The following is a 12,752-nucleotide window of genomic DNA, read 5'->3' as shown; positions in this document are numbered from 1 at the left end:
GGGTGCGGTGAAGTGACGCAGGTTGGCTGGCTGTCGGCGCCTGCTTTGCAACCCGATCGCCAGCAAGCCATCTCCCACAGGGACCGCGCAGGTCGCAGGGCCTGTGCTGCAACCAGTGGGAGCGAGCAGGCCCGCGAAGAGGGTTGAATCAATCTCAGGACTTGTTACGGCCCATCAGCCCACGCACGGTTTCTTGCAGGTCCGCTGGCAGCACCACGACCTTGGCGTTGTCGCTGCCGGCCAGGTTCTCCATGGCACCGATATAGCGCTCACCCAGCAGGTACATCGCCGGCACGGTTTCGTTGCCCACCGCTTCCTTCACCAGCGAAATCGCCCGGGCCGAGGCCTCGGCCAGGCTGATCTGCGCCTCGGCATCGAGCCGGGCCGCCTGCAGGCGCGCTTCGGCCTCGAGGATCGCTGCCTGCTTGGCACCTTCGGCGCGGGTCACGTCGGCCTTGCGCTCACGTTCGGCCGCCGCCTGGCGCTCCATGGCCAGTTGCATGTTCTCGGAAGGCTTGATGTCCTGGATTTCCACCGAACGTACGGTCACGCCCCAGTCTTCGGTCTGTTCGGACATCGCCTCGCGCAAGCGTGCCTTGATCTGCTCGCGGCTGGACAGCGCCTCGTCGAGGTCCATGGCGCCGACGATGGCGCGCAGCGAGGTCATGGTCAGGCTGGTGACGGCGAACGAGAAGTTCTGTACGCCATAGGAAGCCTTCTGCGGGTCGACAACCTTGGCGAAGCACAGGGCGTTGGCAACGATTACCGCGTTGTCACGGGTGATGATTTCCTGCTGCTGCACATCGAGGATGATGTCCTTGGTCGGCAGGCGGTAGGCGACCACGTCCATGTACGGGATAAGAATGTTCAGGCCAGGCTTGAGCGTGCTGTGGTAGCGGCCCAGGCGCTCGACGATCCACTCCTCGCCCTGGGGCACGATGCGTACCCCTTTGAACACGGTGATCAGGACAAACAGGGCGATGGCGGCAACGACGATGAGGCTGGTCATGATGCTAACTTCCTTTTAATGCGGATTCAGGCCCGGATGACGCGGGCGGTGTTGCCCTCGATGGCACTCAGGCGTACCCGTTCGCCAGCCGCGATCTCGCTGTCGGCGATGCAGGTCCATTCTTCGTTGCCGAGGATCGGCTTCTGGAAGCGCACCCGGCCTTTCTGGAACTCCGACACGCCAATGGTCAGCAGGCCCACTTCGCCGATCACGCTGTCGGCAGTCCAGCGCACATCCGGCTGCTTGCGCCGGAGCAGCTTGAACCACAACGCCGTGGTGACCGATGACAGCAGCACCCACAGCAGCACTTGCATGTCCAGCTGCAGGGCGGGGGCGGCGAGCGAGATGAGCGAGACCAGCACGGCACCGATGCCGAACCAGAGGATGAAGAACGTTGGCAGGACCAGTTCCAGCAGGATCAGCGCGATGCCGAAGACCAGCCAGATCCACCATTGCATTTCCATATGGGTGAAACCTTCCGGGGGAGGGGGTTGAAGCTTAATGCAGCTTTAGTCTTGAAGGCATTTGGATGCACGCGTTGGGCCGTGAGAAAGGGCGCTTGAGAATGTAGGAAAGATGACAGGTGAGCAGATTTCAACAGCCTGAGCCCAGCCAGTCTTCTACCCGTAGCCCAGGTACCCGCTGAAATTCACGGAGGTTGTTGGTGACCAAAATCAGGCCAAGCGCCCGGGCATGGCCAGCAATCAATTGGTCGTAAGGCCCGATTGGCGTGCCAGCCTTTGCCAGCTCCGCGCGGAGTTGGCCGCTGTGCTCCGCTGCATGATCATCGTAGTCAAGTACCTCCAGGCGCGCAGCGAACCCTTCGACGACGGCAAGATTTCGTTGTGGGTTGGCTGACTTCTCTGCGCCGTAGATCAACTCCATCAAGGTCACGGTACTGATCCCCAGCTGGCCATGGTGGCGATTGAACGCCTCGCGAACAACTTGGGGTTTGTTTTTGATCGTGAAAATGCAGATGTTGGTGTCCAGCAGATACCTGAGCATTAAAACCCTTCGCGTTCCTGGTCAGCGGGTTGATCACGGCTAGCCATGTAGTCCGGCGTTGCATCCTCAGCGTCGAACCAGCTGTCCCATGCTTCCCCGGCAGGTGTGATGATGCGCGTGCGGCCTACCGCAACGATGTCCACACGGATTACGTCTTCAGGAAGGGCTACGGACTTTGGCAAACGGATGGCCTGGCTGCGGTTGCTTCTGAAGACTGCACCTTGCTCCATGATTGGCCTCCTTGAAAAGCGGCAATGTGTGACTGAAGTTTAAGTGGGGCGATGTATATGTCAATGGGATATACGTATGGGCGAGGCGAGCACTTACAGTGCGAGTCTGACGAGCAGTTCATCTGCACCTGCCAGCTCCAGGTCCACCGTTGGTAACTTCGGCCGCTTGAGGATGAGTACGGGCACGCCCAGGTCCCTGGCCACCTCCAGCTTCGGCTCAGTGGCTACGCTGCCACTGTTTTTGCTGATCAGCACATCGATGTTGCGACGCTGGAACAAAGTCCGCTCTTCCTGGATATGGAATGGCCCGCGCGCGCCAATCACCTCACAGCGCGCGTTACCAGTGCAGGCCTCCAGCGCCCGCAAGGTCCAGAACTGCTCCGGCGGAATCTCGTCCAGATGTTGCAACGGCTCACGCCCCAGCGTGAACAACGGCCTGCGGAACGGCTTGAGCGCCTCGATCAGTCCTGCCCAGTCCTCTACCTCGCGCCAATCGTCCCCCGCCTGAGCTTGCCAGGCCGGGCGGCGCAAGGCCCAGCACGGGATGCCAGCACTGCGCGCGGCGCTGGCGGCGTTGCGGCTTATCTGCGCAGCATAGGGGTGGGTAGCATCGATCAACAACGTGATGCCTGCTTCGCGCAGGTAACTGGCCAGGCCCTCGGCGCCACCGAAGCCGCCGACGCGTACCTGGCACTGCAGGTCCTGCGGCACGCGGCCGATACCGGCCAGGCTGTAGACGTGCTGAGGGCCGAGGCGGCGGGCGATGGCCAGGGCTTCGGTGATGCCGCCTAGCAGCAAGATGCGAGTCGTCATTGCACACCTGCCTTGCCGACGATGCCGCCCTGGCGGTCGATGGCGAACACCTCCACCTGTACTTGTGCCGGCACCACGCTGCGGGCAAAGGCCAGGGCGTGGGCACACACCGCGTCGCCCAGGGCGATGCCGGCTGCATGCGCCAGCGCCAGGGCCTGCTGGCTGGTGTTGGCGCCGATGATGGCGGCCTGCAGCGCTTCGTCCGCGCCGATAGCTGCGGCCCAGCCGGCGAGTTGCGGCAGGTCGATGCTGGAATGACGGCTGTGCAGGTCCATGTGCCCGGCTGCCAGCTTGCTGATCTTGCCAAAGCCGCCACACAGGGTCAGGCGTGGCACGGGCACCTTGCGCAGGTGCTTGAGCACCGCGCCGACGAAATCGCCCATTTCGATCAGGGCGATTTCCGGCAGGGCGTAGACCCGGCGCATGGTGTCCTCGCTGGCGTTGCCGGTGCATGCGGCGATGTGCGTGTAGCCGTTGGTGTGGGCCACGTCGATGCCCTGGTGGATCGAGGCAATGTAGGCCGCGCAGGAAAACGGCCGCACGATGCCGCTGGTGCCGAGGATCGACAGCCCGCCCAGGATGCCCAGCCGCGGGTTCATGGTCTTCAGGGCCAGTTGCTCGCCGCCCTGCACGTTGACCGTGACTTCGAAGCCGCCCGGGTAGCCGCACTGGTCGGCCAGGTTTTGCAGATGTTCGCTGATCATGCGCCGCGGGACCGGGTTGATGGCGGGCTCGCCCACCGCCAGCACCAGCCCCGGGCGGGTCACGGTGCCTACGCCAGCGCCAGCGACAAATCGGAAACCCGGCTCGCCCAGCAGGCGCACCTGGCTGTAGAGCAGGGCACCGTGGGTCACATCCGGGTCGTCGCCAGCGTCCTTGAGTGTGCCGGCTTCGGCGCGCTCGCCAACGAGACGGCAGAATTCCAGCCGCATTTGCACCACCTTGCCCTTGGGCAGGGTGATGCTCAGCGCATCGTCACACTGCCCGGTGAGCAGCAGCCTGGCCGCCGCCAGGCTGGTGACGGTGGCGCAGCTGCCGGTGGTGAGGCCGCTGCGCAGAGCGGCAGGCTGTTCGCGGGTTTCTTCACGCATCGACGGGTTTCACCACTTCCAGCAGGGTGATCGGCAGCGCCTGGCGCCAGGTGTCGAACGAGCCCAAGGGTTGCGCGTGGGCGACGTGGATGCGGGTCAGTTCGCCACCGTGGCGTTCGCGGAAATGCGCCAGGGCCAGTTCGCTTTGCAGGGTTACCGCATTGGCCACCAGCCGGCCGCCGGGGCGCAGGCTTGCCCAGCACAGGTCGAGCACACCTTCACGGGTGACGCCGCCACCGATGAAGATTGCATCCGGTTGCTCCAGACCTTCCAATGCCATAGGGGCCTTGCCGCGTACCAGTTGCAGGCCGGGGACGCCCAGCGCATCGCGGTTATGTTCGATGAAACCCTGGCGGCCTTCATCGGCCTCGATGGCCAGGGCGCGACAGGCCGGGTGGGCGCGCATCCATTCGATGCCGATCGAACCGCAGCCTGCGCCAACGTCCCAGAGCAATTCACCGGGCTGGGGTGCCAGGCGCGCCAGGGTGATGGCGCGGACATCGCGCTTGGTCAGCTGGCCGTCGTGCTCGAAGGCACTGTCTGGCAACCCGGCCAGCCTGTGCAGGCGCGGCGCATCGGGTGCCGCCAGGCATTCGATGGCTACCAGGTTGAGGGCAGCGATATCGGCATGCGGCCAGTCCTGCGCAGTGCCGGCAAGCGTTTTTTCCGCGTCGCCGCCCAAGTGTTCGAGCACCTGCAGGCGGCTTGGACCGAAGCCACGCGCACGCAGCAACGCGGCGATCGCTGCGGGGCTGTCGCCATCGTTGCTCAGCACCAGCAGGCGCACGCCGCTGTGCAGGCAGGCATTCAGCGCCGTCAGGGGCCGTGCGACCAGCGACAGCACTTGCACGTCCTGCAGCGGCCAGCCCAGGCGGGCGGCCGCCAGGGCACAGGAAGAGGGCATCGACAGCACGCGCATTTCTGCTGCAGGTACCTGGCGGGCCAGGCTGGCACCGACGCCATAGAACATCGGGTCGCCGCTGGCCAGAACGCACACCGGCTCGCCGCGCAGGGCCAGCACCGGGGCCAGGGAGAACGGGCTTGGCCAGCCCAGCCGTGTGCCGGACACGCAGCGAGGGAGCAAGGCCAGCTGGCGGGGGCTGCCGAAGATCTTTGCAGCGGCCAGCAGCGCGCGCCGGGGCTGTTTGCCCAGGCCAGTGAAGCCGTCTTCGCCGATGCCTATTACTGTCAGCCAGGGGGTCATGTGTTTCAATCCGCCATTTTTGGGGGCGCTTTGCGCCCCTTCGCGGGTGAACCCGCTCCTACAGGATGTGGGGCAACGATGATCCTGTGGGAGCGGGTTTACCCGTGAAGAGGGCGACGCGGTCGTGAATTTCTACTCAAACGCCGAGGATGCTCGACCACCGGCTTTTCATGCCGCCGGACAAAGCAGGCATAATACCGCGCCTTCTCCACTCAAGCGCATTTTCACAGATTGCCGGACACCCCTTTGAAGCAGGCCAATGCCCCCCACGTATCGCCCCGCCCCTCGGCCTGCCCGGGGTTGTGGCGCATTGTCAGTGCCCGCGACGGCGGGATCTGCCGGATCAAGCTGCCCGGTGGCCTGCTGTTTGCCGACCAGGCCGATGCGGTGGCTGCAGCGGCCGAGCGTTTCGCAGGCGGCGTGATCGAGGCCACCAACCGTGGCAATTTGCAGATACGCGGTATCGGCAGCCACCACCGCGAGTTGGTCGAGACACTGCTCGCTGCCGGCCTGGGCCCGCGTGACGCGGCGGGTGACGATGTGCGCAACCTGATGCTCAGCCCGCTGGCCGGGCAGGATCCGACGATGCTGCTGGATGCCCGGCCGTTGGCTGGACGAATTCTCGAGCTGCTGGAAGGCACACCGCGTTTTCATCAGTTGTCGGCCAAGTTCGCCGTGCAACTGGATGCCGGCGAAAGCCTGGCGATGCTCGAACACCCCCATGACCTGTGGCTCTCGGCCCTGCGCCTGGAGCAGCAGACCTGGCTTGCGTTTGGCCTGGCGGGATGCCCGGCTGAAGGCCAGGTGCTGGGCGCCGTGCCGCTGGAGCAAGGCCTGCAATTGGTGCGCGCTGTGCTGGAGCGCTTCCTCGACCTGGCAACCCCGGTGCAGTCGCGCATGCGCCAGTTGCTCGAAGCCTGTTCGGTAACCGATTTCATCGACGGGCTTGGTCTGGCCATTCGCCGCGACCCAGCCGTGCTCGCATGGCGACGTGAACCCCACAACGCTTCTTGGCTGGGCGTGCTACCCCAGGCCCAAGGCCTGGCGCTTGGCGTTGCCCCGCCGCAGGGCCGGCTGACCCCCACCATGCTGCGTGGTGCCGCGCGCATTGCCCGTCAACTGGGCGATGGCAGCTTGCGCTTGAGCCCCTGGCAAAGCCTGGTGCTGCCCAACCTGCAAGCGCAACACATCAACCAGGCCCAGGCCGATTTATCCGCACTGGGCCTGCTCTGCAACGACCATGAACCTCTGGCGCGCATCAGCGCCTGCACCGGCGCCAGCGGCTGCGCGAAGGCCCTGGGCGAAACCAAGGCCGACGCGCTGACCCTGGCCACGCTGCTGGGCCCGGGTGCGCCAGCCAGCGTGCACTTGTCCGGTTGCCCCCGATCCTGCGCCATGGCCCATGTTGCCCCGGCCACCCTGCTGGCCCGTTCGCCGGGCCGTTACGACCTGTACCTGCGTGATGCGCGCCAGCCTGGCTTCGGTGCCCTGCGCGCCACCGACCTTACCTTGAATGAAGCAGGCGCCATGCTCGACCTGCCGACGGAGCACCTTGATGATTGACTACATCCGCGATGGTCAGGAGATCTATCGCAATTCCTTCCGGATCATCCGCGAGGAGGCCCAGCTCGAGCGGATCCCCGCAGACCTGGAAAAGCTTGCCGTGCGGGTGATCCACGCGTGTGGCATGGTCGACGCCATCGATGGCCTGCAATTCTCCGCAGGCGCCGGCCGTGCCGGGCGCGAGGCACTGTTGAACGGCGCGCCGATTCTGTGCGATGCGCACATGGTCGCCGAAGGCATCACCCGGGCCCGCCTGCCAGCGGACAACAAGGTCATCTGTACCTTGCGTGACCCGAGCGTGCCTGGCCTGGCCAAGGACGCTGGCAACACCCGTTCTGCCGTGGCCCTGGAGCTGTGGCGCCCCCATCTGGAAGGCAGCGTGGTGGTGATCGGCAACGCACCCACTGCGCTGTTCTACTTGCTGGAAATGCTCGATGCTGGTGCCCCGAAGCCCGCGTTGATCCTCGGCTTCCCGGTCGGCTTCGTCGGTGCAGCCGAATCCAAGGCGATGCTCGCTGCCGACAGCCGTGGCGTGCCGTTCGTGATCATGCAAGGCCGCCTGGGCGGCAGCGCGATGGCTGCTGCGGCAGTCAACGCCCTGGCCACGGAGGTGGAATGATGGCGCCGCGTGGACGTCTGCTGGGCCTGGGCGTGGGCCCTGGCGACCCTGAACTGATTACCCTCAAGGCCCTGCGCCTGCTGCGCGAGGCCCCTGTAGTCGGCTATTTCGTGGCCAAGGGCAAGCGCGGCAATGCCTTCGGCATCATCGAGGCACACCTGCAGCCCGAGCAGGCCCTGCTGCCGCTGGTCTACCCGGTCACCACCGAAGCCTTGCCAGCGCCGCTGTCCTACGAGCAGGTGATCAGCGACTTCTACGACGAGGCCAGCGTGCAGGTGGCCGAGCACTTGGATGCCGGTCGCGATGTGGCGGTGATCTGCGAGGGTGACCCATTTTTCTATGGTTCCTACATGTACCTGCATGATCGCCTGGCGCAGCGCTACGAGGCCGAGGTAATCCCCGGCGTCTGCTCGATGCTCGGTGGTGCTTCGGTACTGGGCGCGCCGCTGGTGTACCGCAACCAGAGCCTGTCGGTGCTGTCTGGCGTACTGCCGGCCGAAGACCTCAAGCGCCGCCTGGCCGACGCCGATGCGGCGGTGATCATGAAGCTTGGGCGCAACTTCCCGAAAGTGCGCGAAGTGCTGGCCGAACTTGGCCTGGACGGGCGCGCGCTGTATGTGGAACGGGCGACCATGGCCAACCAGAAGATCGTGCCGCTGGACCAGGTCGACCCGCAGTCGTCGCCCTACTTTTCGCTGATCATCGTGCCGGGTGAAAAATGGCAGGGCTGAACATGCACAAGGCACCGGCGATCGTCATCCTCGGCCCAGGCAGCCTGGCCACGGCGCTGCGTATCCAGCAGTGTTATCCACAGGCGTCGATCCATGGCCTGGAAGGCCGGGTCGAAGGTGTCGACAGCTACTACAGTGCGTTCGGCGACACCCTGCGCGAGCTGTATCAGCGGGATACGCCGATCATTGCCCTGTGCGCTGCGGGCATCGTCATCCGCAGCCTGGCCAGCCTGCTCGACGAGAAAGGCACAGAGCCGCCGGTGCTGGCCGTGGCCGAGGATGGTAGCGCCGTCGTGCCGTTGCTCGGTGGGTTGGGCGGCGTGAACGTCATGGCGCGCGAAATTGCTGAGGCGCTGGGCGTAGCCGCCGCCATTACCACCAGTGGCGAGTTGCGCTTCGGCACCTGCCTGCTCAACCCGCCGCAGGGCTATGCCCTGGCGGATATCGAGCAAGGCAAGCGCTTTGTCTCCGACCTGCTGGCTGGCGAGTCGGTACGCATTGAAGGTGACGCACCGTGGTTGCTGCAGGCGCAGTTGCCTGCCAGTGAAGCGGCCCGGCGCACCATCCATGTGGGGCATCAGGCGCGCCCGGCCAGCCGCGACGAACTGCTGATCCATCCGCGTTCGGTAGTCGTCGGTGTCGCCGGCGGCAATCTGCACGCTATTCGTGCTGCATTGCAGCAGGCTGGCATCGCCGAGCCCGCACTGGCGTGCGTGCTGGCCGACGAGCAAGCCATGGCCGATAGCGCCCTGCGCGAAGCCGCAGCGGCCTTGGGTGTTGCCTTGCGCTTCGCCGCCAAGCCACACGATGTCGCCAGCATGGTTGCCACGGCGTTGCCCGAAGCTCGGTTGATCGAGCAGGCAGAGGTGGTGATTGCAGTGTCGCCTGCACCAGTCGAGGTGGCGCAGATCGGCCGCCGTCGCGGTCGCCTGGCGGTAATCGGCCTGGGCCCGGGAGCTGCCGAGCTGATGGTGCCAGCGGTCAAGGCAGAGCTGGCGCGTGCGCAGGATGTACTCGGCTACGAAACCTATGTGCGCATGGCGGGCCCGTTCCGCGACGATCAGGTGCAGCACTGCACCGACAACCGTGAAGAGATGCAGCGCGCTCGGCACGCCTTCGAGCTGGCGGCCCAAGGCCGTTCGGTGGTGGTGGTGTCGTCGGGCGACCCGGGCGTGTTTGCCATGGCGGCCGCAGTGCTCGAAGCCTTGCATGAGTCCAGCGACCCTGCCTGGCATTGCGTTGACCTCGAGATCCTGCCGGGGGTGTCGGCCTCGCTCGCAACGGCGGCCCAGGCGGGCGCACCGCTGGGGCATGATTTCTGCGTGATGTCGCTTTCGGACAACCTCAAGCCTTGGTCGATCATCGAAAAGCGCCTGGACCTGGCGGCACAGGCCGACCTGGTGCTGGCGTTCTACAACCCGATCTCGAAATCCAGGCCGCACCAGCTTGGCGTGGCGCTTGAAGTCGTGCGCCGACATCGGGAGGGGACCACGCCTGTAGTCCTTGGCCGTGATATCGGTAGGCCGGGGCAGACGCTGAAAGTAGTCACCTTGGCCGAATTGCTGCCGGAAATGGTCGATATGCGCACCATGGTGCTGGTCGGTTCGTCGACGACATGCACCTTCGACCGCGCCGATGGCGGGCTGTGGGTATATACCCCGCGCTGGTACCACAGCCACCCCTGAACAAGGGCATGCCGACGGCTAAGGAAGTGCTGCAGGGCGGGTTGAGTTTTGCGTTGCCGTTAGGTTTGTGGCTGGAGCCAGAGGGCTCCAACCGTAAATATCCAATGGAGACCCAAAGCGATGGCCGTGAAAAGCGAGAAACTGGAACTTCAGGTACTACCGGACAAGAACCTGTTCGTGTTCCCGGACGCTATGTCCGACATGAACCGTGACGCTGCCAAGGCATGCCATGCCTTGGCAACTCAAGGTGCCAACAAGCAGCACGACCCTATCAAGGAGACTCGGGAGTGGTTCAAGCAGTACGTTTTCCTGATGTCCAAGATGGGTTGGGCCCCGACCAATGTCGACGTGCAGGAAGTAACCCAGAGCGACAGGCAACTGGAAATCAGCAACCTGGTGGGTAAAGGCTTGCAGGCCGCCTACGGGATCTTCACCGGAGAGGTGGCAACTGCGCTCGAAGGCCTGGGCAAGACCGTCATTGCCGCACTTGCCGCCAGCACTAAAAACGTCGAGATGTTGAACCGCAAGACGTTCGAAGATGACCGCACCGGGTTGAGCCTTGCCAAATGCGAGCAGACCTCAGCCGGCCAGGTAGCCATGCTGGTCAGCGCGATCCAGACCGATGCCAAGCCTGATAAATCAGCCAACTACCTGCTGCTCAAGTGGGAAAGCAGCGGCACCCGGAACTTTGCCTGTGGTGCGGTGTTGAACTTCGACCCGCGTCAGTACGACAAGGTCCGCTCGCTGGTTGAAACCAAGCTTGATGACAATGCCTTGCAGGTATTGCTGGCCCTTGAAATCTGATCACTGAGTCGGCCCGCCGGCATCACGGTGTCGGCGAGGCTGGAGGGCGAAATCATGCAAGCCAATTATGCTTTGTGGCTAAACGGTAACAGCCTGGTATGGGTTCATGCTGCCGTCAGCCAATCAAGGGTAGACGATCTGCTCAATATTCAGCTGGCCGCCTATCTGGCTGCCAGCAAGCGTCACCCACGTAACTTGCGCCATGACGGCTGGCACCGGGAATACCTGCGGGTGCAAGGCAGCTTCGGTTGTACTCCGGTCACTGTGCAGGCCCGCCCGGTTTCCGCGCCGCAGGCCGCATGTTTCGAGCCGTGGGCCATCCTTCGGGCCAACCTGCTGGCTGCTCTGGCCGCTGAATCGCATGCAGAGGCAGGGCGTTGCCTGGACATGTTCAAGGCAAGCCCTGACCCAGCCCTGCAGCAGGCGTTGTGGGCAGAATGCATACGGCCGCCGGATGCCGGGGGTGACAGCCATGCTCATGTGGAACTGCGATTGGTATTGCCAGACGGTTCCATCGTCAGCACCGAACTCAGATTCAGCACTGCTTCGCCGCCTGATGCGCTATGGCTCTGGCAAGTTCTGGAGCCCGCGTGCGACGAGCCCCCCCAGCAACTCGACTGCCGTTATCAGACCAGCGCCAAGCTTGTCGACCGGGTGAGCTGCGGCCTGCAAGCCGCCATTGGCACCAAGAAAGCGCAGTATCGCGGCCAGGTACAACCGCCAGTGGCACAGGAGCCTGTCCATGAGTAAGTTCAATCAACCGGCTGCCAGTGCCAGTGTTGTCCACAGCAGCCTGATGTCATTCTTGCCAGGGGTCAGCCCTCAAGCGCGTGATGACCTCCTGCTGGCCAACGCGTTTGCCCAGCAGGTCGCCTGGGGCGATCTGGACGAGGGGCTAGAGCCTGACTGGTTCAGAAACTACTGGCGAAACCTGGCTGCGCTAGGGTTTGATGGCAAGCTGGCACCCGCAAGCCGAAAGTTCGGCCCTGACCGGCAAACCCTCGCCGAGCGCGCCGTGGCGCAGGTCGAGCAGCTAGGCTCACCCGCGCACGGTGCGGTGGCCGAACAGTCCTTGCAGGCACTGCGCAATGACAGGCAGTCACTGTCTGCCTTCGAGTCCCGCGCACTTGCGAAGGACAAGGCGCGTTTCCAGTTGCTGCCCTGCGCCCAGCAGCCGAACGGGTTCATCGACCTGGTGATACTGCACATGGAAATGTCACTCAGGCATTCGACCAGCGGGTTTCTGTACCTGGAGTCGAAACAGGAAGTGCAGGTCGTTGATATGCGCGTGGAAGTGATCCACTTCAATCTGCAAGGGTTCCGCGAAGACTATCGCAAGCGGGCTGAAGCGAGCGTGGCGCGCAGTAGCCAGCGAGCGATACGCGACCTTCTGCTCTAGGGGGCTAGGTAGCCTTTGATGCCGGTGAAAATGATCTGCGCCGCCAGGGCGCAGACAAACAGCCCCATCAGCCGGCTGACGATCTGCAAGCCCTGGTCGCCCAGGATTCGCTCGATGCGGTGCGAAAGGTACAGCACCAGGCCGACGGTGAAGCTGGCCAGCACGATACCCACAATAGCCAGCAGCTTGTCATCCCAATGCGGCTGGCTTACGCCCATCACCAGCAAGGCACCGATGGTACCCGGCCCGACAGTGAGCGGTATGGTCAGCGGCACGATGGTGACATCCTGCTGCACGTTATCGGCCTGAACCGCCGATTTGCCCTGGGCCATGCCCAGCGCCGAGATGAACAGCACGCTGCCGGCACCGATGCGGAAGGCGTCGGCAGTGATGCCGAAGATGCCGAAGATCGCCCGCCCGAACAGGTACAGCAGGATGCTGGCGATGACCACCGCAAAGGCCACCTTCCAGGCCAGTTGCTTGCGTTCCTTGCTGGAGTGGCCGCGGGTCAGGCTGATGAAGCACGACAGCACGAAGAACGGGCTGTAGAGCACGAGCATTTTCAGGTAGACGCTGAATAACTCATGGAGCATGAGCGC

General features: G+C 64.2%; 15 protein-coding genes. 7 read left to right on the top strand and 8 right to left on the bottom strand.

Features of this window, described 5'->3' with window-relative positions; genetic code table 11:
• Positions 1 to 154: 154 nt before the first annotated feature.
• The 7 genes from AC5O5I_RS25095 to cbiE all read right to left on the bottom strand — a co-directional run bounded on the left by AC5O5I_RS25095 (position 155) and on the right by cbiE (position 5,352).
• Positions 155 to 1,009 (bottom strand): SPFH domain-containing protein, encoded by an 855-nt coding sequence (locus AC5O5I_RS25095; RefSeq protein ID WP_172227296.1) that lies wholly within the window; start codon positions 1,007 to 1,009, stop codon positions 155 to 157.
• Between the two features lie 26 nt (positions 1,010 to 1,035).
• Complete coding sequence (locus tag AC5O5I_RS25090; protein WP_172287385.1) at positions 1,036 to 1,473, bottom strand: NfeD family protein; 438 nt, start codon at positions 1,471 to 1,473, stop codon at positions 1,036 to 1,038.
• A gap of 130 nt (positions 1,474 to 1,603) precedes the next feature.
• The gene (gene vapC / locus AC5O5I_RS25085) at positions 1,604 to 2,014 is read right to left on the bottom strand and encodes a type II toxin-antitoxin system tRNA(fMet)-specific endonuclease VapC (RefSeq protein ID WP_172227292.1); all 411 of its coding nucleotides are present in this window, start codon (positions 2,012 to 2,014) and stop codon (positions 1,604 to 1,606) included.
• A complete protein-coding gene (gene vapB / locus AC5O5I_RS25080; RefSeq protein WP_494511735.1) occupies positions 2,014 to 2,244 on the bottom strand; it encodes a type II toxin-antitoxin system VapB family antitoxin in 231 nt (76 codons plus the stop codon). Before vapB ends, vapC begins: the two co-directional genes overlap by 1 nt.
• A 93-nt stretch (positions 2,245 to 2,337) precedes the next feature.
• A complete protein-coding gene (locus AC5O5I_RS25075; protein WP_172227288.1) occupies positions 2,338 to 3,057 on the bottom strand; it encodes a cobalt-precorrin-6A reductase in 720 nt (239 codons plus the stop codon).
• Positions 3,054 to 4,148, bottom strand: a complete 1,095-nt coding sequence (locus AC5O5I_RS25070; RefSeq protein ID WP_172227286.1) for a cobalt-precorrin-5B (C(1))-methyltransferase — start codon at positions 4,146 to 4,148, stop codon at positions 3,054 to 3,056. Before AC5O5I_RS25070 ends, AC5O5I_RS25075 begins: the two co-directional genes overlap by 4 nt.
• Entirely contained in the window at positions 4,141 to 5,352 is a 1,212-nt protein-coding gene (cbiE, locus tag AC5O5I_RS25065; RefSeq protein WP_172228462.1) for a precorrin-6y C5,15-methyltransferase (decarboxylating) subunit CbiE, read from the bottom strand. Before cbiE ends, AC5O5I_RS25070 begins: the two co-directional genes overlap by 8 nt.
• Before the next feature lie 231 nt (positions 5,353 to 5,583).
• On the opposite strand from cbiE, the gene cobG reads away from it, so the two are divergent.
• The 7 genes from cobG to AC5O5I_RS25030 all read left to right on the top strand — a co-directional run bounded on the left by cobG (position 5,584) and on the right by AC5O5I_RS25030 (position 12,153).
• A complete protein-coding gene (gene cobG / locus AC5O5I_RS25060; protein ID WP_172228460.1) occupies positions 5,584 to 6,915 on the top strand; it encodes a precorrin-3B synthase in 1,332 nt (443 codons plus the stop codon).
• Positions 6,908 to 7,534, top strand: coding sequence for a precorrin-8X methylmutase (locus AC5O5I_RS25055; protein WP_172288143.1), 627 nt, complete (start codon positions 6,908 to 6,910; stop codon positions 7,532 to 7,534). Before cobG ends, AC5O5I_RS25055 begins: the two co-directional genes overlap by 8 nt.
• Positions 7,531 to 8,265 carry a precorrin-2 C(20)-methyltransferase gene (locus tag AC5O5I_RS25050; RefSeq protein ID WP_172228456.1) on the top strand — a complete coding sequence of 245 codons (735 nt, stop codon included), beginning with the start codon at positions 7,531 to 7,533 and terminating at the stop codon, positions 8,263 to 8,265. Before AC5O5I_RS25055 ends, AC5O5I_RS25050 begins: the two co-directional genes overlap by 4 nt.
• Entirely contained in the window at positions 8,253 to 9,950 is a 1,698-nt protein-coding gene (gene cobJ / locus AC5O5I_RS25045) for a precorrin-3B C(17)-methyltransferase (protein ID WP_494511734.1), read from the top strand. The genes AC5O5I_RS25050 and cobJ overlap by 13 nt, the downstream gene beginning before the upstream one ends.
• A 120-nt stretch (positions 9,951 to 10,070) precedes the next feature.
• The gene (locus AC5O5I_RS25040) at positions 10,071 to 10,754 is read left to right on the top strand and encodes a hypothetical protein (protein ID WP_494511733.1); all 684 of its coding nucleotides are present in this window, start codon (positions 10,071 to 10,073) and stop codon (positions 10,752 to 10,754) included.
• A gap of 54 nt (positions 10,755 to 10,808) precedes the next feature.
• Positions 10,809 to 11,504 carry a hypothetical protein gene (locus tag AC5O5I_RS25035; protein WP_172228450.1) on the top strand — a complete coding sequence of 232 codons (696 nt, stop codon included), beginning with the start codon at positions 10,809 to 10,811 and terminating at the stop codon, positions 11,502 to 11,504.
• The gene (locus AC5O5I_RS25030; RefSeq protein ID WP_172228448.1) at positions 11,497 to 12,153 is read left to right on the top strand and encodes a hypothetical protein; all 657 of its coding nucleotides are present in this window, start codon (positions 11,497 to 11,499) and stop codon (positions 12,151 to 12,153) included. Before AC5O5I_RS25035 ends, AC5O5I_RS25030 begins: the two co-directional genes overlap by 8 nt.
• Here the strand turns inward: AC5O5I_RS25030 and AC5O5I_RS25025 are convergent.
• The gene (locus AC5O5I_RS25025) at positions 12,150 to 12,746 is read right to left on the bottom strand and encodes a MarC family protein (protein ID WP_172228446.1); all 597 of its coding nucleotides are present in this window, start codon (positions 12,744 to 12,746) and stop codon (positions 12,150 to 12,152) included. The two genes, AC5O5I_RS25030 and AC5O5I_RS25025, sit on opposite strands and share 4 nt — an antisense overlap.
• Between the last annotated feature and the right edge of the window lie 6 nt (positions 12,747 to 12,752).

Source organism: Pseudomonas sp. 9_2_1, assembly GCF_059295275.1.
This window is presented reverse-complemented; position numbering and strand designations above follow the sequence as displayed.

Bases quoted from the DNA above. Each gene is read 5' to 3' on its own strand.
- AC5O5I_RS25095 (WP_172227296.1), bottom strand. From the start codon at position 1,009: ATGACCAGCCTCATCGTCGTTGCCGCCATCGCCCTGTTTGTCCTGATC.
- AC5O5I_RS25090 (WP_172287385.1), bottom strand. From the start codon at position 1,473: ATGGAAATGCAATGGTGGATCTGGCTGGTCTTCGGCATCGCGCTGATC.
- vapC (WP_172227292.1), bottom strand. From the start codon at position 2,014: ATGCTCAGGTATCTGCTGGACACCAACATCTGCATTTTCACGATCAAA.
- vapB (WP_494511735.1), bottom strand. From the start codon at position 2,244: ATGGAGCAAGGTGCAGTCTTCAGAAGCAACCGCAGCCAGGCCATCCGT.
- AC5O5I_RS25075 (WP_172227288.1), bottom strand. From the start codon at position 3,057: ATGACGACTCGCATCTTGCTGCTAGGCGGCATCACCGAAGCCCTGGCC.
- AC5O5I_RS25070 (WP_172227286.1), bottom strand. From the start codon at position 4,148: ATGCGTGAAGAAACCCGCGAACAGCCTGCCGCTCTGCGCAGCGGCCTC.
- cbiE (WP_172228462.1), bottom strand. From the start codon at position 5,352: ATGACCCCCTGGCTGACAGTAATAGGCATCGGCGAAGACGGCTTCACT.
- AC5O5I_RS25055 (WP_172288143.1), top strand. From the start codon at position 6,908: ATGATTGACTACATCCGCGATGGTCAGGAGATCTATCGCAATTCCTTC.
- AC5O5I_RS25050 (WP_172228456.1), top strand. From the start codon at position 7,531: ATGATGGCGCCGCGTGGACGTCTGCTGGGCCTGGGCGTGGGCCCTGGC.
- cobJ (WP_494511734.1), top strand. From the start codon at position 8,253: ATGGCAGGGCTGAACATGCACAAGGCACCGGCGATCGTCATCCTCGGC.
- AC5O5I_RS25040 (WP_494511733.1), top strand. From the start codon at position 10,071: ATGGCCGTGAAAAGCGAGAAACTGGAACTTCAGGTACTACCGGACAAG.
- AC5O5I_RS25035 (WP_172228450.1), top strand. From the start codon at position 10,809: ATGCAAGCCAATTATGCTTTGTGGCTAAACGGTAACAGCCTGGTATGG.
- AC5O5I_RS25030 (WP_172228448.1), top strand. From the start codon at position 11,497: ATGAGTAAGTTCAATCAACCGGCTGCCAGTGCCAGTGTTGTCCACAGC.
- AC5O5I_RS25025 (WP_172228446.1), bottom strand. From the start codon at position 12,746: ATGCTCCATGAGTTATTCAGCGTCTACCTGAAAATGCTCGTGCTCTAC.